Source organism: Pirellulaceae bacterium (assembly GCA_029243025.1).
In the GTDB taxonomy this organism is placed as follows: Bacteria; Planctomycetota; Planctomycetia; order Pirellulales; family Pirellulaceae.
The window spans coordinates 109,633-129,178 of sequence record JAQWSU010000034.1; the positions used below are offsets into that span (position 1 = coordinate 109,633).

Annotated in this window: 15 protein-coding genes and 1 pseudogene; 7 read left to right on the forward strand and 9 right to left on the reverse strand. The window is 51.2% G+C overall.

Features of this window, described 5'->3' with window-relative positions:
* Positions 1-38: 38 nt before the first annotated feature.
* Complete coding sequence (locus P8N76_16630; GenBank protein MDG2383298.1) at positions 39-1,619, reverse strand: hypothetical protein; 1,581 nt, start codon at positions 1,617-1,619, stop codon at positions 39-41.
* A gap of 302 nt (positions 1,620-1,921) precedes the next feature.
* Between P8N76_16630 and P8N76_16635 the strand changes: the two genes are divergently transcribed.
* Together P8N76_16635 and P8N76_16640 are read left to right on the forward strand one after the other, a co-directional pair.
* Positions 1,922-3,223 carry a molybdopterin-dependent oxidoreductase gene (locus P8N76_16635; GenBank protein MDG2383299.1) on the forward strand — a complete coding sequence of 434 codons (1,302 nt, stop codon included), beginning with the start codon at positions 1,922-1,924 and terminating at the stop codon, positions 3,221-3,223.
* Positions 3,224-3,431: 208 nt separating this feature from the next.
* Complete coding sequence (locus P8N76_16640; GenBank protein ID MDG2383300.1) at positions 3,432-4,352, forward strand: hypothetical protein; 921 nt, start codon at positions 3,432-3,434, stop codon at positions 4,350-4,352.
* A 16-nt stretch (positions 4,353-4,368) separates the two neighbouring features.
* Here P8N76_16640 and P8N76_16645 read toward each other — a convergent pair whose 3' ends face one another.
* From P8N76_16645 to P8N76_16670, 6 genes are all read right to left on the reverse strand, one after another.
* A complete protein-coding gene (locus P8N76_16645) occupies positions 4,369-4,872 on the reverse strand; it encodes a SprT-like domain-containing protein (GenBank protein ID MDG2383301.1) in 504 nt (167 codons plus the stop codon).
* A 109-nt stretch (positions 4,873-4,981) separates the two neighbouring features.
* Positions 4,982-6,382 (reverse strand): Gfo/Idh/MocA family oxidoreductase, encoded by a 1,401-nt coding sequence (locus P8N76_16650; protein ID MDG2383302.1) that lies wholly within the window; start codon positions 6,380-6,382, stop codon positions 4,982-4,984.
* A 66-nt stretch (positions 6,383-6,448) separates the two neighbouring features.
* Positions 6,449-7,186 (reverse strand): prolyl oligopeptidase family serine peptidase, encoded by a 738-nt coding sequence (locus tag P8N76_16655; protein ID MDG2383303.1) that lies wholly within the window; start codon positions 7,184-7,186, stop codon positions 6,449-6,451.
* Between the two features lie 409 nt (positions 7,187-7,595).
* A complete protein-coding gene (locus P8N76_16660; GenBank protein ID MDG2383304.1) occupies positions 7,596-7,997 on the reverse strand; it encodes a DUF3859 domain-containing protein in 402 nt (133 codons plus the stop codon).
* Positions 7,998-8,659: 662 nt separating this feature from the next.
* On the reverse strand, positions 8,660-10,099 hold the full coding sequence (locus P8N76_16665) for a sulfatase-like hydrolase/transferase (GenBank protein ID MDG2383305.1): 1,440 nt from the start codon (positions 10,097-10,099) through the stop codon (positions 8,660-8,662).
* 8 nt (positions 10,100-10,107) lie between these two features.
* Positions 10,108-11,421: a serine hydrolase gene (locus tag P8N76_16670; protein MDG2383306.1), complete on the reverse strand. Its 1,314-nt coding sequence runs from the start codon at positions 11,419-11,421 to the stop codon at positions 10,108-10,110.
* An 823-nt stretch (positions 11,422-12,244) separates the two neighbouring features.
* Here P8N76_16670 and P8N76_16675 point away from each other — a divergent pair.
* Genes P8N76_16675 through P8N76_16695 form a run of 5 tightly spaced genes read left to right on the forward strand, consistent with a single transcriptional unit; the run spans position 12,245 to position 16,440 of the window.
* A complete protein-coding gene (locus P8N76_16675) occupies positions 12,245-12,688 on the forward strand; it encodes a hypothetical protein (GenBank protein MDG2383307.1) in 444 nt (147 codons plus the stop codon).
* 30 nt (positions 12,689-12,718) lie between these two features.
* A complete protein-coding gene (locus P8N76_16680; protein ID MDG2383308.1) occupies positions 12,719-13,768 on the forward strand; it encodes a hypothetical protein in 1,050 nt (349 codons plus the stop codon).
* The gene (locus P8N76_16685) at positions 13,765-14,529 is read left to right on the forward strand and encodes a glycosyltransferase family A protein (protein ID MDG2383309.1); all 765 of its coding nucleotides are present in this window, start codon (positions 13,765-13,767) and stop codon (positions 14,527-14,529) included. Before P8N76_16680 ends, P8N76_16685 begins: the two co-directional genes overlap by 4 nt.
* Positions 14,522-15,226: a glycosyltransferase gene (locus tag P8N76_16690; protein ID MDG2383310.1), complete on the forward strand. Its 705-nt coding sequence runs from the start codon at positions 14,522-14,524 to the stop codon at positions 15,224-15,226. The genes P8N76_16685 and P8N76_16690 overlap by 8 nt, the downstream gene beginning before the upstream one ends.
* Positions 15,223-16,440, forward strand: coding sequence for a nucleotidyltransferase family protein (locus P8N76_16695; protein ID MDG2383311.1), 1,218 nt, complete (start codon positions 15,223-15,225; stop codon positions 16,438-16,440). Before P8N76_16690 ends, P8N76_16695 begins: the two co-directional genes overlap by 4 nt.
* 804 nt (positions 16,441-17,244) lie before the next feature.
* Here P8N76_16695 and P8N76_16700 read toward each other — a convergent pair.
* Positions 17,245-18,723: a PQQ-binding-like beta-propeller repeat protein gene (locus P8N76_16700; GenBank protein ID MDG2383312.1), complete on the reverse strand. Its 1,479-nt coding sequence runs from the start codon at positions 18,721-18,723 to the stop codon at positions 17,245-17,247.
* 178 nt (positions 18,724-18,901) lie between these two features.
* Positions 18,902-19,507, reverse strand: a pseudogene (locus tag P8N76_16705) (Dyp-type peroxidase).
* Positions 19,508-19,546 lie beyond the last annotated feature (39 nt).

The following is a 19,546-nucleotide window of genomic DNA, read 5'->3' on the forward strand; positions in this document are numbered from 1 at the left end:
ACTACGTTGCGTAAAAATGACACCCTCTATTTTACGACTCACCGCGTTAAGATACCAGCGCGCTGATAAGAACCTCGATTTAGGTGAACCGACTGAGGTTGGGACAGGGATTCCAATCGGATATCATCCAGATCGACCGTTCCTGCGACGGCTTCGATTCGCAAGATTATTTGCCAAGGATCGTAAGAAGGCCCCTGACTGGAAGGCTCAGAGGGCGCCCGGACATTAAACATGTATTCATTCCAGCCAGTTCTCAGGTCCACTATCCATTGCTCAGCGCTCTGAGGAATTTCATTTCTCCATTCTTGATCTCGGAACTCAAAGCGAATCTTCACTTGGTCATCGTTCTTTTTCCCACGCATTTTCAGGCGAACCCGGTAGGTACCACCAAGTTTTGCGGGGTTAGGTTGGTGCACTTGAGTCCCCGGCTTCAAACGCAAAAACCACTCTCCATCGGCACTTTCCCGCGGATCATGCACACGTTCCGCCCCATCCGTCAAATAACGCCACCCATATCCGCCAAACGGCGAACTCTCTTCAAAACTTCCGTTTGCCACATCGCCATTTCGCCCGAATCCATCCATCACGTCCATCGGCCAATGTTGCTTCCATTTTCCATTCACGCGGGTCAGGTGTTTTACCAGCGTCTTGGCCATCCCGGCGTGATCGTACTCGCAACCGTGCCATTCATTAAACAACCAGGGAAATTTCAGAACGGAAAGATTCTCGTCGCCCAACTCCGCGACAACCTCCTGGGTGTAATTCGCAGGCTCACTTCGCGCCCAACCGTAGCCATTCATCAAGACGATATGAGCATCCGGGCGAACATCACGAAGGGCAGTTATCAACCTTTTGAAATCCTGTTTTATTTCCGACTTTGCTTTCGAAGAAATATCATTGGCCCCAAGATTGACAACACAAATCTCAGCCGCGAACTTATCAAACTGCCACTTCGGCTCGGGTTCGAAAAAATCGATGCGATCGAAAAAAGAAAGTCCTGAATTCAAACCAGTCGCAAGCTTTGCACCACCTGACGAAATATTATGATATTCGGCGTTGAGCATCCGCGACGCGATACCTGCAAAGCTGTAAAAACTGCCACGCAGCTTCGGATCACCCTTATTTTTTTCATTCTCCAACGAAACGGCCGCCAAATTTGAGTCGCCATAGAATTCGATCCGAAGCGACGGCTCCGGAGTACGCGCGCCCGTCGCGTCTCCCTCCACCACGACCAAAGCATCAAGGGTCATCCGCCCTCGTCCCGTGTAGGTCTCCTTAATCAGTTCAAGCTGATGCTCCCCCTTACACAATCCGGTCACCAAGGTGTAACGGTGGCTGCCGGGCCGCAATTCCATCTTCTTTGATGCTCCGCCATTTCCATCGACCACGACGCGAACGTATTCGGCTGTTTCACCACAGGTGATTTCAGCTCGAACTCCCGTGCCCTTAAAACAGAGCTTTACGCCTGAACCTTGCCAAGCACACCAAGGGTGATTAACATTTGAATGATCCCAACGCCCCGCGTAATCAATCCGTTCATCAGTTGGGTCCAGCGTCGCGTCAACTTCGCCACCAAGCACCATCACCACGCAGAACGATGCCATTACAGTCGAGATCATACTTTCGCCTCATCTCTCTTTGTTAGGTGTGAACATAGGACAAATAGTCTGCATTTCCCCCAGTCCTGATAAATCCTAACGGCTTAACAACTCGACTCGCCACAATCTTCAACTCCCCCACCGTGGCGACACGCATCCAGACATCTCCTTGTCCCCAATCGACCCGGCTAATCGGTCGCAACGCGTGCAAAAACGTTTCGATGCAGCGCGGACCTCAATGCACTATAATCCCAGATCCTAGCAGATCCTTACTGTTTTTTCGCGCAGGCCAGGCTTATTCCCATCATTTGCTTGAGGCAATCATGGAACCCACTCGTAAACACCGCGCTGCCGAGGAGGCTCGACCTCGGTCGAGCCAGTTCCTCGCAACTCATTTCCAGCTCACACGGCGTTACTTCCTGAAACTTGGCGCGACTGGAGCGGCGGCCTTCAGCGCCTTGGAACTTTCAGCAGATGGATCCGCTCGAAATACCACGCTTCAAAAAGCAATTGATGCGATCGAACCTTGGCTGACAAAGCAGGATGACTTTGGCGATGTCTCACGTGGTGATCCGATCCCTCACACGCTCTCGGCAGAGCAACGAGCCGAAGTTGGCCTCACTCGTGACAATTGGCAGTTGGAAATCAGTTCCGACCCTGAGCACAAAGCCCGTATCAAAAAACCGTTCACCAAAGAAGCAAACAACGCATTCAACTTCAATGATCTGTTGCAATTATCCCGTGAACACGTCGTTCGTTTCCCAAAAATAATGACCTGCTTAAACATGGGCTGTCCGCTCGGAAATGGAATTTGGGAGGGCATCCCACTCCGGGAGCTCATTTGGTTAACCCAGCCCACAGAAAATCTGCGGCGAATTTTTTATTACGGTTATCACAACGATGATCCCAAACAAGTATTCCGCAGTTCGCTACCAGTAGGGCGCGTCCTCGAGGACCCCCATGGCCTACCTCCCGTCATCGTCTGTTACAAGCTGAATGAGGATTGGCTAACACCGGAACGGGGCGGACCTGTCAGAATAGTCGTCCCTGAAGCCTACGGGTTCAAGAGCATTAAATGGTTAAGTCATATTGTGCTGTCAAATCGCTGGACTTCCAATGACACTTACGGGGAACAAAACAATGATGTCGATAGCCCCATGAAGACATTCTGCGAAACTTTAACCGTACCGGAACGTGCTCAGCCCAATGAGCCATTCGCCGTTACGGGCTACGCGCAGGTTGGAATTTCGGGCCTCAAAAAGGTGCAAGTTTGGATTCAAAACAACGACGAACCGCTGCCTGACAATGATCCTCATTTCACGTCAGCACCTTGGATGGACACCGAACTATTACCGGCACCCCAAACATGGGGTGGCGAGTTACCCGATGGTCGCATTCCCACGGACACACGAGGGTTTGATGATACCACCGGTCGACCCCAACAATGGCCATTGCCGCTGACGAAGGTTCACTGGGCGACGCTCTTACCAGGCCTGGCGACGGGTCGTTACACACTTCGATGTCGCACGATCGACGGAAATGACCACGCCCAACCTATGCCTCGACCGTTTCGAAAATCAGGCCGCGCCGCCATTCAAAAAGTGCGATTCATGGTAGAAGCCTAGGGCACCAACAACGGGCAAATCGACTGCAATGGAAGCGGATTCGCGAGAGAAACATTCTCGCGTCTGCTTGCTCGATCGCTCACTTTTCCGTCTGCTATCGCCCTGGTTGATTCTAATTTCCAGCTTAGCTGTTAACTCCATCTGATTCGCAACGGTTCTTCTCCAGACAAATCTTGTTGGCGAACGGTTTTTATCCGGAGACTTTTGATTGCTCCCCCACGCCTCACCTCGAGTTGAGCGAATACTCCTAAACGTGGCAGGAGGAGTGTTGATTGCGAGCGGCATCTTCCACATCTTCGTTTGGTTAGTAGTCGGAGGTTCGCTGAGCGGCGACATTTCCTGGAGAAAACCCATCTTGTTTGGGGTTTCCGCCGGTGTGACCTTGTTGTCACTGAGCTGGGTCGCAAACAAACTGCCACGTCGCCGTCGAGACCCAATCTCGCTAGGTGCGTTGGGACTGGCGATGCTGGTCGAGGTCGGACTGATCACAATTCAGCAATGGCGAGGCGTCGCATCGCATTTCAATCGATCAACATCTTTTGATGCGACCGTTTTACTCGGAATAGAAATCCTCATCATTCTCGTGACCCTTGTAATCCTCGACCTGACGATACGCTGTTTCGGAAGGATCGACGCGCACGCCGACAACCGACTTGCCATTCGCGGCGGGATGGCGTTGATGGCATTTGCCTGCCTACTGGGATTCGTACTGGTCGGCTACGGAAATCGGCAACAGACGCTCGGCCAGCCTCCTGGCATTTACGGTGATGCGGGTGTGATGAAGTTCCCTCACGGCATGCCAATTCATGCGATCCAGTATCTACCGATGATCGCTTGGAGCTTAAAGCGACTCGGAGCAAACGAACGACAACGTCATCAGGCTGTTGGGTGGACTCTCGCGTCGGTCATCGCCTTCACCCTCTTCAGCCTACTACAGACCTTCACGGGACGAGCACGCTTCGACATCTGGTGGCTTTCCGGATTATCCCTGATCGCCTCATTTGTCTTTTTGTCCGTGCCCGTCGTGCAAATCGCCCGTCACTTCGTCGACAGCGTGCAGCAACGAAAGAACGAGCGACGTTTTCTCTCGGGACAAAAAAGAGCGGAAGTATCGAACCATCCGGAGTAAATTTCCGGGAAAGCGGTCACGCCTTGGGACGACTTCCTTTTGGATTGACTCGGAGTCTCAATTTGCCAAGTGAAGACGGCCCGCACTTCTTGCAGTACAATTTCTTGACATCCTTCACTTTTCGCATTCGTTTCCCAACCACCTTCTTACAATTTGCGCAATCGATGAGATAGTTTGCCTCGACCAGTTTCACCTCAGATTCCCGGTAACATCTTTGGGGTTTTGCACCCACCCTGTGACACCAACGTTTCCAAACCTGGTTATGCCCGTTGTGAATACCCGCTTTGATGTGAGCAATTTCGTGCAGAATCGTCTCGCGAACTTCGGGCTCATCATTGAGATCCACCAAGTAACACGACAATCGCAGCTGCCGCCTGAGGACCTTACCACTCAGACGATGCTTGCGAATAACGGCACAGCCCAGCTGTCGCTTTCCATGCGACCATTTAAAATCCCAACCATCACATCGCCAGCGTCGCATCAGGTCTCGCGCCAGTTGCTCGGCATCCGTCCGTCTCATCGCTCTCCCTACTGACAAAAGCGGTCTGCGCCGCTGAGATTGCAGCAATTTCTCGGCGTCGTGCGTTAGGGGATTTCAAGCCCTTGGGGGTAAACCCCAACCACGTGGCTCAAATCTCGATTTCGTAGCCCTTCCGACTCGGTCGCGACTGCATCCCGTTTGCAACAGCATCGTTTTTGATGACTTGCTTTTCCGCATCCCAGTTGATTTCACGATTGAGTCGTATGGCAATGTTCCCAAGGTGGCAGGTATTGATAGCAGCAACGTGCGACCAAACATCGGAGGCAGGTTGAGCTTCGTTTTGAATGCACTCAAAGAAGTTCTGCATGTGCCCCACCAACTCACCCCGATAAATTTGTTGCAGCCAATCCGCAGGTAACGGATTCTTTGCGAGTTCCTCAATGGGTGCTCCCGAAATCGTGCCTCGATTAACGAAAATGCGTCCTTCGGTTCCCTCCACGAGAATCCCATTGCGACCTTCACTCGTTATTTCCATCAACGCACCATTGGGAAATCGCGCCTGGACCGTAAAGCGATGAGGCGCATTGTAGCGGTCGCTGAGTGTCGGGTTTCCTTGCTCGTCGAACGGCACCGTTGTTTCCACCATCACGGGTTTAATCGTGGTCGGCCCTTGCCCAGTTCCCGTTTGGTCCAGGATCCATTGGGCGATGTCAACGTGATGAGCCCCCCAATCTGTCATTTTTCCGCCGCTGTATTCTAACCACCAGCGAAACTCCTGATGACAGTTGGAGGCGTCAATCCCTCCATCTCCTAAATTCCTGACAAGTCGTTGGCCCTCTTTTCCATTTTTACGGAATCGATAGGGCACGTCTTTTGTGGGCCCCTTCCATCGATCCCAATTCAACGTTTTGGGCGGAGCGATCGCTGGCAATGGCTTGCTGAATGGATTGTGATTGATGCCGACCGTAACTTTTTTGATATCTCCTAGTCGCCCTGAATGGGCAATTGCCACCGCTTGTAAAAATCGCTGATCGGATCTCTGCTGCGTACCAACCTGCAAGATACGTCCCGTCTCCTTTACGACATCAGAGATAATTCGCCCCTCTTCAATCGTCAACGTCAGTGGCTTTTCGCAGTAAGCATGCTTGCCAGACTTCAGCGCCTCGGCTGAAATCTTGACGTGCCAATGATCCACGGTCCCACAAACAATCGCATCAATGTCGCTTCGGTCAATAATCGCTCGATAGTCCTCAAAGACATCAATGGAGTTCTTGCGTCCCTGTCTTGCGATTCGGCCGCTATAGGCATTTTTCGCTCGCATGGCATGAGCCGAATCCACATCACACACTGCAACCACGTCAGCAAATGCCAGCGCGCGCCGACCATCCCCTGTCCCTTGCCCACCACATCCAATCACAGCGATTTTCGCACGATCATTGGGAGATTGCGGCTTGGCACGAGTCGATCCACTCGTGAAGACACCCAATGACGCCGCAGTCGCAGCAACCGATGCTGACTTCAAAAATTTTCGACGATTGGAAAATGGCATTATTTGTTCCCCAATAAAGGTGGTAAGTATCCCTGCAGATCCTTGATACTAAAAAAGAACGTGTCGCTATTCACCCTTCTTCCTTGAATGCGACAGCAACCACTTGTAAAGCTCTTTGTTATTGTAGGTCTCCGTCCATGAATCGTGATTCGCTTCTGGGTAGACCGTAAGCGTTACATCGACTCCGTGACCTCTTAAGGCTGCAGCCATCTCTTGGGATTCACTCAGAGGCACCACGGTATCTTTTGCGCCATGAAAGGCCCAAACCGCTGCCTGAATCGGCTTGACGTAGGAAACAGCGATGGTGTTTCCTCCCCCGCAGATCGGGGCAATCGCCGCAAAACGCTCCGGCTCATCCAAGGCCAACGCCCACGTCCCAAATCCGCCCATACTCAATCCGGTAACGTAAATACGTTGCCGGTCTACATGGAACGTCGATTCCAAATGATCAATCAGCGCGCTCAGGTCAGCCGACTGCCACCAGCCACCTTCCTTACATTGTGGAGACGCAACAATGAACGGAAAGTCTTCTCCCGCATCAATCAGTTTTGGCGGACCATGAACTTTAACGCGTCCCAACATATCATTGCCGCGCTCACCTGCCCCATGCAAAAAAAGCAACAGCGGGGACGATTCTTTTTCGTCGTAATCTTTCGGTAAATAGAGCAAATAATTGAGCCGACTTTGGCCAGGTACCTCTAGCGATTGCTCAACCTGCTTGCCCGCAGACGGTACCGGATCAGCGGCCGAGTCACTAACCATCAACATAAATACGAGACCCAAAATTTGCAGAAAGGATTTCATTACTTTTTCATGCTCCACACGGTTTCGATTTTCGAGCTCAGGCGACACTCACTCATATTTATTTCAAAACATTCTGCCTGACCAACAACAGCTGAACACAGCCAATACCTGCCCCGTCTCCCCCATTATAGCCGCTGAATGAACGGGAGCATCCCTACTACCCTGAAAGACCATCTACCAAGAATTGAGTGTACCCTCTCTTTTAGCAATCTCCTTGTCTCGCACCGTCCTTCGAGCCCAAACGATCTCAAGATTTCATTCATTCGGGATTCGTATTAGGTTACTTTGATAAGACGCTTCGAATCATCGACCAGACACAGCGGCAGGTTTCAAATCAGAACGCGCTACACTTCGCGCTATCGACCGAGACAATCATTGCCATCGCCTGAATTTGAGTTGGCGCTGGAACTCAGGCGGGAGCATTGTCTCGATATAGCTCAAACGTTTTCTCGGCAACTATTTTTCCGCCCAACTCAAGCGTCATGTGCCAAGGCCCGAGCTTGTCCTCAACAGGCTCCCAAATCGTATCACCTAGGTAAAAATTCCACTCGTTCTGTTTCACGTAAACAAGGCCGTCAAATGCTGGTCTCGGCGCACCTTCTTGATCAAGAATGCCAGGATGATCAATGCAATAAATCAGCTCTTGATTTTTGGCCCCTTTGATGTTGACCAAAAAACCAAATTCGACGTCAATGTCCGCGCGCACCCGAGTGGTCATCTGGGCAAGTCGCGGCAGGTCCTTCGAATCTTTATCCCACTTGGTGTAGATACCGTAACTGCGCATCATGATTTGAGGTTTGCGTTTCGCCATTTCACTAGCTTGACGTCGGCGGCTCCATTTGTCCAGTTGGCTCGCTTCGTCGTTCAGGAGTAGGTCATTCGGTCCTTGTCACTCGGCAAATACGCCCGAATAGCGGACACGTTATTTCGCGACTCAGATGACGGCGGTTCAGAATTTCCAATCATCATTAGTTGAGTGAATTTTGAGACGCCTAGTCGCGTTACGCCAACGCCATCGCTTTGCCAAATCCCGATCGAACCAAGATTCAGATTCCCAAAGAAAACAGCCTGCTCAAATTGCATTTCGCAAGTTCGCAAATCACGACAAGCTTGTTGCGGCGACGGTCCGTTAGGATGCGATTTAACGAGCAGCTCGATTGAGCGACCACATGCACTTGAATGGCTGACCGTTATTCGAAGCGGTGTGTGTCGCCGAATTGGGGATATGATCAAATACCTAATTCAGCTGGGCACTAACACCAGTGTGCGCGACTCGATCCACCATACCACACCGCTCCAATTGGCCCGCCATCGAGGTTGCGGCGCCGAAATCCTCCAATCACTCGAAGGCGAGAGGCGCGGACAAATGCTGAGTTCTATTTTTTTGATTGGATCGTCAGCAACGAAATTCGCTCAAGATCGTCTGACGATGGTTCTCCCCGCTCGGAAAGCCCAAACGCAGCCGTTGTCGGATTATTTAGCTTTCTTACTCTTCGCAAAATCAGCGCCCTTGTCGGGCGGCATCAACTGGTGCCAAGCGACAACCTGATCAGTCAAATTCGACGCAATCTTGGCATGTTCATCCAAGAGATTATTGGTTTCAGCCCGATCTACGTCGAGGTCGTAAAGCTCTTGTTCCGTCCCATCATATTCGCACAACAGTTTCCAGCGTCCACTGCGTACGGCAAGATCGGGTAAGTCGAAATCGCCATAAAACGCATCACGATCAGGTGGACGCCGAAAGTACAACGCTGAGTTCCGTGAAGCTTCTGACTTCCCCAGTAGTACATCGAGCAATACTTCCCCATCGTAATTCGTGTTCTCCGGAGCGGATGATTCCGTCAGCATTAATAGCGTTGGAACCAAATCGATTGCAGAAAACACGGACGAGCGATTAACGTAATTCCGTTTCGTTAAAATACCGGGCCCCCAAACCACCAACGATGAACGTATGCCCCCCTCGTACAAATGCGTCTTGTAACCACGAAACGGTCCGGCTTCACCAGCTCCTTTTTCGGGCCCATTATCCGAACAGATAATCACCAGGGTATTGTCACGCAGCGAAGGCTCTGCCCGGATCAGATCGAAAAGCCGGCTCAACTGCCGGTCCATTTCCTCGAGAACTGACAAATACAATTCGCGTTTACCATTTCCCCAGCGGTCGACTGGAGGCCAGAAGGGACTGTGAACATCATCCGGCCAAAGATTGATATAAAACGGCTTTTTCGCAGCCACAGCTTCCTCGATAAACGCAGCCGCCTCATCAACAAAACCGCTAGTAATCTTCGAACGAAGCATCCAGCGATAACCATCACCCAACCGTTCCGCCTTCCCCCAAATCCGCGACGGCTGCCGGTCTCCCGGCTTCAACGTCAACGGCAACAACTTGGGCCCCATGCCTTCAAAATTCGTCAGTGACACGTCAAAACCGTAATCGCTAATAGGGGGCGCATCGACAACATCACGCTGCCCTCCCATATGCCATTTACCGAAATGGCCCGTTGCATAACCGTTGGACTGGAGCGACCTGGCCAGCATCGGTGCGTTCGGATCGAGCCACTGTGCCATGCCACGTTTTGTATTCATCGCGCGATGAGCCAAATAGGAGGTGATCCGCCACCGTTGCGGATATTGTCCCGTGGAGATCGCCGTTCGTGACGGCGAGCAAATCGGTGAGTTGACATAAAACTGTTCGAATCGAATCCCCTCAGCTGCCATGCGATCAATGTGAGGTGTTTGGGCGTGCGTGTTCCCAAAACAGGAAAAATCCCCCCATCCCATGTCATCAATAAACACAACGACCACGTTTGGTTTTTTGGCGTCGCTGATCGAATTAAGCGAGAGGGCAATCAGGATCCCGACGATGAGTTGCGTCGCTGCTTGACTGGAAATTTCCCTGCGACCGATCACCATTACTCCCCCTAGTCGTCGATGGCCTGTCCCACCAATTGTCGGAATTTCCAGCCCGTCTCGTCTCGATTCGTATCGCGGGTCTGCTTCATTAAGATGCCAATCGTGCCCTCTTTCGGGTCCGCAAAATACTGCGTGTTAAAGTATCCACCCCAATCAAATGTACCCGCGCTCCCCAAACCGCCGAATGCCACGCCTTGCTTCGTGACGATCCCGAAGGCGAGTCCGTAGTACTTATCTTGTCCCCCGAATTTTTTTCCGGTTTGATTGCTCATAATCGTCTCCACCGTGGTTCGACTCAAAATCCGCGCCCCATTGAGTCGCCCCCCATTCAGATACATCTGTAAGAACGTGGCATAATCTCTCGCAGTACTTGAAAGCCCAGCACCTCCGGAAAAGAAGGTCTTCGCGCCCTTCACAGGATAATCTGGATCGTAGAACGTCACCGGATATCGTACCCATTCGCCATTTTCTGGTTTTTGTATGGCCACCAAGCGTTTCGCCTTATCATCGGGCAAGTAGAAGGCCGTATCATTCATTCCCAAGGGCGTGAACAATCGCTTTTGCAAAAATTGATCAAACGGCTGGCCAGAAACAATTTCCACAAAGTAGCCCAACACATCCAAGCCTTCGCTGTAGGTATATTTTTCTCCCGGATGATGATGTAGCGGCAATGCGGCCAATTTCTTGACGCTATCGGCAATTCTAATCGGTTGGGTCGTAAACAGATCAGTGATGCCGGCCCTGGCGTAAATCTTTTTAAAACGATCATCAGCATCAATCACCCCGTAACCGATCCCCGAGGTATGTGTGAGCAAATGTCGAATCGTAATGGGTGTCTTCGCTGGTTCGGTCGTCCAACTTTTATCTTGATCATCGTAGCTCTTGATTACACCCGCCGACTCGAACTCCGGGATGAATTTCGAAATCGGATCGTCAAGTCGAAACCTACCTTCTTCCCACAACATCATCACCGCAGTGGCGGTAATCGCTTTTGACTGGGAAGCAATACGAAAGATGTCATCTTTATTCAGAGCGCGTTTTGCCTGACTATCAGCCATCCCAAAAGCACCGTGAAAGACAATTTTTCCATGTCGGGCGACAAGCGCTACGACCCCAGGTACCTCTCTATTGGAAACCGCTTCCCGGCACATGCGTTCGATTCGGCCCAATCGTTCCGCCGACATTCCAACTTCGCCAGGTTCAGCAGAACTCAACGGCCAAGTGGCTGGCGCTAACTGAGCAGATACTGAAGTGTCAACAAGATTCCCTAGCAACAGGGCCAGTCCCAAAAGCATCAGGTAGCGATCGAATCTTTGACTCACAGGTTTAAGCTCCTCCAGTTAGTGCACGCCCAACGGATCCAAAAGTGTTTACAAGGATGCTAACGTCGGGGCGCGTCGATGACAAGAATTAAGTTGACTCGCAAGCTGCCAATTACCCACTATTCCCTTTAAATTTTTTTGAAAGGTCGACTCTTGCGAAAGCACGTTTACCCGACAAGTGCCAAGTTTTAAAGAGACGGACGAAAAAAAGGTGCGCAATGTCGGATGAAAGACGCCCCTGATCTTCAACTAGCAACCCACCATCGGTGGCAGCTTAAATCCGAGCAAGGCATCCCAGATGACTCGACGTCACAAATCTTTTTTTCCATTCCCACGAAGTGTGATGTGACACCTTCCCAACACCACCAACACGCGATAGCTTCCCGGTTTCAACGACAACCGACCCGCTAAACCGTAGAAGCAGACAAGATCGGCGTCGCATCCTGGCCAAAGCGGAAACCCGACTCCTCCAAGTTCAGATTGACAATTCCGACTCCGATCTACCGATTGAATGCTAACGTTTTCACGACCCGTCAACTGCTCGCGAACAAAATACGTGACGCAATCGGTTTCCCAGAGTACGATACAGCGTTCCCAATGATCAGCGAATCAGGGCCCGCCGGCACATCCTCTACAGCTCCATCCAACAACCGCTTGGTGGCCGAAAAAAATACGCACTACGAGTTTCATCTTGAGAAAACAGAAAACACAGGTGTCCGACAAGGCATAACAACTGTCATTCACGTCCCTGTACGAAACCAGACGTCGGCTGACCTTCGAGCAAGAACAATTCGCGAAGAACCTTGACAAAGGGACACGAACCATGAGATTCCAACTCAATTCTCCGCATGTCGTCGAAGAAAAGATCGATGACGAGGTTATGGTTATCCACTTGGTTTCTGGTGTCTATTACAACATGGTTTCCCCTGCGGCTGATATTTGGCAATCCATCATCAACGGCGTGTCACTCCCCTCTTTGACAACCTATTATGTCCGCCATTTCCCCGACTGTGAAAAATCGATCATCGCCGATCTTGCTTCGTTCGTTGCCGCACTCGAGTCCGAACAGTTAATTGTCTCGACAGCTCCCAATGGGAACACGATGGAAAACGAAAATCTGCTACCCCCCCATGCACCCAACGCATGGAAAGCCCCCGAATTAAATCGATATACAGACATGCAGGAAATGTTACTGGTGGATCCAATCCACGAAGTGACCGCCGAAGGATGGCCACAGAAAACGAAAAGCGACTCCCGAGACCGTTAAACCCATTCCTGACATCAACCGCTACCGAACATGCCCGTTCAAAGCCAATTTGATCAAGTTCTCGATTTTGCAAGAGAGCGTGAAGCCAACTACCAGACTCGATTTTTGCTCGGCCATTACACCATCGAACTGCGATCATTCACCGCAAATTTCCACCAGCGCGTGCTGACGGCCTTTTGTCACCTGCCAATACTCACATCGCCATTTCCAGATAATCGCAACAAAGCCGATCTGACCATATCTTTCTGGGATGACGAAACAACGGCCTGGTCGACACCCGAACTGAACAGTTCGGACCAAAAACCTGGTCGAGTCGTATTCCATGATGGCGACACACGCTTCGCCTGGGACTGCACGTCTCGAAGCTGGATGATCTACGATGGTGCCAATCGCCAGGGCTATTGGCGAACTCCATCGCTTTCCACGATTGCAGCACATGAATTCGCGGCTCCCTTTCGAACGATCTTCCATTGGTGGTCATCGGATCTTGATATGCAACTAGTACACGCTGCAGCGATTGGGCGAAATGACGGCGGAATTTTGCTAGTAGGGCGAGGAGGATCAGGCAAGTCGACCACCGCATTAAGCGTTCTGGGAAGCAGCCAACTGGGCTTCGCAGGAGACGATTATTGCCTAGTATCTGTTTCCCAAAACCCAGAGGTCACATCTCTTTATGGCACGGGAAAAGGCGATGCTGACAGCGCCTCTCGTATCCCTCATCTCCAGCGATCATTTCACCAAAGTGACTTACGTGTGGATGGAAAATCGGTGGTCTATCCCGCATTGATTTGCCCGGAGTCGATGATCGTGAAGATGCCACTTCGGGCCGTCGTTACACCCGTAATTTCCCTTCGCACACAAGCTCAACTGTCGCCGATTGGAAAAATCGCAGCACTACGATCTCTTGCCCCCAGCACACTGCTACAAATGCCGGGAGAACGTTCCAAAGCAATGGTCCGTCTGACGGATTTAGTGAAGGCTCTTCCCTGCTTTGAACTGCAGTTGACCGATAACCCGGCAGACTGCCATGACGCCATTGACACTCTTCTCACACGTCTATCCCAGAACACAGAACTATGAATTCTACTGATGTCTCCATCATTGTGCCTGTCTACAACGGTGCCGATTACGTGCGAGATGCGATTGAAAGCATCCTTGCTCAGTCGCACACCGCACATGAAATCATCGTGATTGACGATGGCTCAACCGATTCAACCGGAGCTATTGTGTCTAAGTTCGAAGGAGTCGTTCGATACCTTCGGCAAGACAACCACGGCGCTCCCGCGGCGCGGAATCGAGGAATCACGGAGGCGTCGTGCGAGTGGGTTGGTTTTCTAGACGCCGATGACCTCTATCGACCGCATAAACTGGAGATTCAACTCCGACGATTTCGGACACATCCCTCAGTGGATGTCGTCATGGGCTCCCGCGAACATCACATGCTCTGTTCCGCTGAAGGAGAAGAACCTCGCTTTGAGCGTTTGAAAATAGATGAACACGTTCCGCTCCAACTGGGCTGTGGTCTTTTTCGACGGTCCGCATTCCAAAAAGTAGGCCCGTTTGACACAAGTTTAAAATACTGTGATGACTACGACTGGTTTAATCGCGCTCGAGAGATTTCGCTACCATTACTGCTACACGACGACATCGTACTTGACCAACGCGTACATACGACAAATCTCACCCAACACCGTCAACTTGCTAATCGCTTCCAGTTGCTTGCATTCAAGAAATCGCTAGATCGCCGACGCACGAACCCGGACATTCCCTCGACGCTTCCAGCTTTGGCGACCTTCCACGAAAGCAACTTTTTAGTCAAACAGGAAATATCCAATGATTGAGTCGCCAGGTGTAAGCGTGATGATTCCCGTATTCAACGGTTCCCGATTCCTTGGACAAACGATCGACAGTGTATTGGCGCAAAAATGGCAAGCACTGGAGATCCTTGTTGTCGATGATGGTTCAAGCGACGACTCGGCAGAGATTGCGGAAGGTTATGGTTCATCCGTACGTTGTATTCGCAGATCCCATGCAGGCATCGGAGCTGCTCGGAACGTTGCGATTGCCGAATCCACGCATTCCTACCTACTGCCGCTCGATTCGGATGATCTGTTGACGGCAGATTCCATACAGATCCGCATGCAACAGATCCAACAATACGCCAACTGTGAATTGCTGGTCGGTTGCTTCACAAGCTTTGGCGATTTCGATTCCCCCAGCAATTCACCGGGACAATACGTTGTTCCTCAGGGCCCGCAAAGAGGCCATGTGGCTGGTACGTCTCTGATTCAAAGATCGTTATTCGACAAGATCGGACGATTTGATGAATCGCTCACAAGCGGTTGTGATCTCGAATGGTTCATGCGATGCAAGGAACAAGGAATTGCGATTCAGTTTATCGACAATATCCTGATGCGGCGGCGAATACACGGTCGCAATCACAGCTTGCAACCAGATCCCGACTCGGTGTCGAATCGACTGAAGTTCCTCAAGCGATCCTTGGAGCGAAAAAAGAAAACGGATGGAGTATCCGAGTGAAAGAGTCATTGCCCTGGATTCCAACTAGTTCGCAGCAGCTTTTACTACGAGCCTTGTTGCATACAGATCTCGATCAAGCCGGGATCGCTATCAATCAATGGCTGCAAACGGTGAATATCAAACGGCTAGATTTCGGATCCTATCGACTGTTGCCTCTGTTATGGAAACGAGCCGTAGCCCTTGATTGGGACTTACCTGACCTGAATATGATTAAAGGAATTTATCGACGCACGTGGTACGCTAACCAATTACATCTAACCCAATTGCTCACGGTCACTCAGGCGCTCCGGGCAGAAAATTGTGAAGTGTTATGGCTAAAAGGCGCCGCCTTAATCGTTAACTGTTATCACGATATTGGAGTCCGCCCCATAAGTGACGTGGATATTCTGGTAAAACCCGATGACACATACCAGACGATCGAAACCCTCGTGGATGCCGGCTGGGTACCGCAACCAACCCCCCTCACCGTTTCGCGAACATCAAACCCCAAGACCTTACCGGAATGGGTCATATCACCCCGTCCCCTCAATAATTTTGACCCAGCTTACTTCATCGCCCGCCATGGCCACGCCTTTTCCAAATCAAACGAATGCGAAATTGATTTACATTGGAGATTAATCCAGGAATTCGATGATTCGTTTCTCGATGAACACAGTTGGAAAACAGCCGAACCTTGTGTCTGGCGAGACACCGATGTCTTGGTGCCCGAACCAGCCTGTCATCTACTTTTTCTGCTGCTACACGGTTGCCGCTGGAATACAACCCCGGCAATTCGCTGGATTGCTGATTCGACCTATTTGATCCGCAGCCACGGCAATCGCTTGGATTGGAAGCGTTTTCAAGAATTGTCGGCAAGGGGAAACGTCTGCGGCGTATTATCCAGAATGCTTTATTATTTGAAGAATGAGATGGGTGTCGATGTGCCCAATGACTGCCTGAAATTCATCGCGAGCCATCCGACTCCTTCCAAGACACAGCGACGCTGGGACACCCTTCAACATGCGCCAGGCATGCATGCGGCTCTCTTAGAACTTTCTCTGCTAAGAGGCCGTTATCGACAGTATCGTCATGCACAAAAAAGAACAGCCAAACCGAGAACATTTCTTTCATTCATCCAGCATTGCATTGGCGCTCCTTCCCTGACTAGTTTCGCTAAATTCGCCACTAAGGAAATCGTCCGACGTACGCTCCCCCATCATCCGGGACCACTTTAGGCCCTGATTTGCGACGGTGTTCCATTCCTAGCCTACCGCCCAAGAATTCCATGACATCCTTGCTGCTGACCTACTGTCGTCACTAACGCATCACTTCCATCCCAGCTTGGTAACAATTACCGGCAACTGACGTTCCGCAAATCGTACCCCAGCCGATCCACTCCTTCATAGCCACAATATTCCAACCTCCCCACTCCGTTCACCATCGAACATAGACCTGCAAAAGCAAACACGAACCAGCAGTGGGAATATATCTTCATCTCAAGCTAAAACCGAACAACGAAGACAGCGTCTTTGTTGCAAATGGTGACCCCACCCCCTGGGAGTGACGGATTTTGAGTCCTACCATCTGGAATCATTATCGTACGAACGAAATCGCAGCCTCAAAGTGAACCGAAACAAGTCACCAGGATCCGAAATCGTCGTCGCGCGACCATGGCTGCGATCGAGAAACGGCTGACGATCGTTCGCCAGATTCAGCGACTTTTAATCGTTATTGACGCGTCGACCGAATCTGGCACAATTGAGGCCTTAGAAACCGCTAAAAAAAGGATTCGTCAAATGCCGGAGCAAGGATCATCGCGTGCAAAACCCGCAGCACCAACCAACGAACAAACTTGCGTGTCGCGATCGGCATGCCCTGTTTGCGGCGGACGACTCTTTGAGATTCGCCACAAGTTGCAATGCTCAAACTGCCACTCGATCTGTGAAACCTGCTGTGAGGGCGGCAGAGGCTAGATGACACGTTGCAAATGAATCGCGGCCCCGTCGGACCGGCTAGAGCCTAAGTCCTTTGGGCAACAGCTATTCGGCTTTCCCAAACGCGTACAACCTTGAATGCGTCCTGACGTAAACTACACCGTCCACAATTGCCGGCGTCGCATACGTATCGTCCCCCAGATCATTCACGGCGAGGACTTTCGGCTTGGGACCCAGTGTCAAAACAGAGATTCGACCGTCTCCAGCCGTACTAAAAAGCTTGCCATCCGCAATGACTGGCGATGCATAATGCGTTCCTCGACCTCCCGTTCGAATCCTTGCAAGGCGCTCGCCCGTCTGCTGATCTAAACAGGTGAGCACCCCACCATTCTTGACAAAATAGACCAAGCCGTCTTTGCATAACGGGGAAGGCACTTCCGGAATCCCTTGCTCCGCCAGCATTCGAATTCGGGATGGATCGACCACACCTTCACTGTCTAACGGTATGGCGAGGATTCCGTGTCGATCATATCCCGCACGAAATTTTTCCAGTTCCAACAAACTGGTTTCCCACTCTTGTTGTGAGATCGCACCGTCCTTGTCACGGTCAACATGTTGGAAACGAATCGCAGCACCATTTTGGGGTGCTTCCGCTCCATCCGGTCGATGAAAGATCATGATCCGTGGCAGTTCATCGCGTCCAATTTGTTGATTTTGATCGCGATCATGCTGAGCGAGCAATCGCCCGAACGAAGGAAAGGCTGGACGCAATGCCGGTTCCCCCATCTTGTTCCAGGCTGCCACAATCACTTCCCCACCGGCAACCACCGGCGTACTCGTGGCAGTTGTCGCACACTTGGCCACCCACAATCGCTCTCCCGTGTCGATTCTGAAAGCCTGTACTGACCGGGCACTGTGGACAATCAACTTTTCGCCAACAACAATCGGACAGGATGTGCAAGCAAGTTCCGAAGCAAAGGGCTCCGCTTGATCAATCTTCCAAATCTGCTTTCCGCTCTTTTTATCCAGAGCTAAGAGAAAGTGATCCACATGATTGCCTCGGTAAAGGATAACGCGATCCCCAATAATTGCCGGTGACGTCGCGTTGCCCGCATAGGACTTGGTCAGCGGCATTTTTCGCTCCCACAGTTTTCCCCCATCTCGATCGAAACAAATTAAGCCAAAAGATCCAAAATAGGCCACCACAAGATTTCCATCCGAAGTGGGTGTACTACTTGCCGGATTGAAGGAAGGATGTCCCGATTCGATCCTCTCTGTCGGCACTGTACGCCGCCAACGAACCGATCCATCGAGGCAAGAAAAGCAGACGACTTCGAGCCGTCGCTGCTGCTCATCGTAGGTGGTAAGAAACAACAAATCCCCAACGATACACGGCGACGAATGGCCCACCCCCACGGCAACCGACCACAGTTCATTTTGTCCGGGTTTAAACTCAGTAGGAAGACTCGGACCCGCTACGATCCCAGCACTATTCTCACCACGAAATTGGGGCCAATCGGCAAACGAGTCACGAACAACCACTCCAGCGATTGTCAAAGCCAGCATTAAAAAACGAATCATCATTTTCTTTCGCCTGTCCAGCGAACAAAGCTCAGTCATTTTTATTTCAGATTCCGGGTACCGACACGCATTCCGACGCTTTTCACTGCTCCTGATCACTCCCGTCGGACTCATTGTACAAGGGCAACGCGTTTTTACTAAAGGGATTCCCGGCCCTACCGCGGCCAAAGGCACCGCCTAATCAACCAAGTTCCAACAAACCATCGGCGACGGAAGGACACCAATAATAGCCTCCTGTCACAGGGCGAAAAAACTGGAAACATCCATCGACGATTCCATCGTCTAATCCCACCATGCGTCGCAATTGAGCTTCAAATGGATCAAATGAAGTGCCAAACGCAACAAACATCAACCCTTCCCCTGTCGGTCCTGCTCAAGGCAACGAACGCCGAACAATGAAAGCCTCAGGCGAAAAACTTTCCTGCGCGGTCCGTTTTACGTGTGCGAATTCAGGCGCGTCCGCCAATTCTTCGTTATCGACTTTCCGTCGTCCAATGAGATCGTCTTGTTCTTTTGCACTGAACTTCGCAAACTGTTTCAGATCATGCTTCCATGTTTGGACTGCAACAAAACTAATCCCATCCGCAGCCAACGCAACGGACGCCATCGCGTCTCCGACCGGGTTTTCCGTTCCATCCTCGTAGCCAGTCAGATCACGTCCCAAGCCATTCTGCGTGGGTTGATTCTTAAAACCATCGACCCCTGCATCGAATTCAAAGAACGGCTCCAATTGTTCACTCAACGCGCGCGCAAGATTCACAACCATCCCTGGCTCGTCACCATTGATCCAGACCTAGAGATCACGTTGGGTGGAAGGAACTTCTAC

What these genes read in the sequence shown, in the direction of transcription:
- P8N76_16630 (MDG2383298.1), bottom strand. Translation starts at nt 1,619, where the DNA reads ATGATCTCGACTGTAATGGCATCGTTCTGCGTGGTGATGGTGCTTGGT.
- P8N76_16635 (MDG2383299.1), top strand. Translation starts at nt 1,922, where the DNA reads ATGGAACCCACTCGTAAACACCGCGCTGCCGAGGAGGCTCGACCTCGG.
- P8N76_16645 (MDG2383301.1), bottom strand. Translation starts at nt 4,872, where the DNA reads ATGAGACGGACGGATGCCGAGCAACTGGCGCGAGACCTGATGCGACGC.
- P8N76_16650 (MDG2383302.1), bottom strand. Translation starts at nt 6,382, where the DNA reads ATGCCATTTTCCAATCGTCGAAAATTTTTGAAGTCAGCATCGGTTGCT.
- P8N76_16655 (MDG2383303.1), bottom strand. Translation starts at nt 7,186, where the DNA reads ATGAAATCCTTTCTGCAAATTTTGGGTCTCGTATTTATGTTGATGGTT.
- P8N76_16660 (MDG2383304.1), bottom strand. Translation starts at nt 7,997, where the DNA reads ATGGCGAAACGCAAACCTCAAATCATGATGCGCAGTTACGGTATCTAC.
- P8N76_16665 (MDG2383305.1), bottom strand. Translation starts at nt 10,099, where the DNA reads ATGGTGATCGGTCGCAGGGAAATTTCCAGTCAAGCAGCGACGCAACTC.
- P8N76_16675 (MDG2383307.1), top strand. Translation starts at nt 12,245, where the DNA reads ATGAGATTCCAACTCAATTCTCCGCATGTCGTCGAAGAAAAGATCGAT.
- P8N76_16680 (MDG2383308.1), top strand. Translation starts at nt 12,719, where the DNA reads ATGCCCGTTCAAAGCCAATTTGATCAAGTTCTCGATTTTGCAAGAGAG.
- P8N76_16685 (MDG2383309.1), top strand. Translation starts at nt 13,765, where the DNA reads ATGAATTCTACTGATGTCTCCATCATTGTGCCTGTCTACAACGGTGCC.
- P8N76_16690 (MDG2383310.1), top strand. Translation starts at nt 14,522, where the DNA reads ATGATTGAGTCGCCAGGTGTAAGCGTGATGATTCCCGTATTCAACGGT.
- P8N76_16700 (MDG2383312.1), bottom strand. Translation starts at nt 18,723, where the DNA reads ATGATGATTCGTTTTTTAATGCTGGCTTTGACAATCGCTGGAGTGGTT.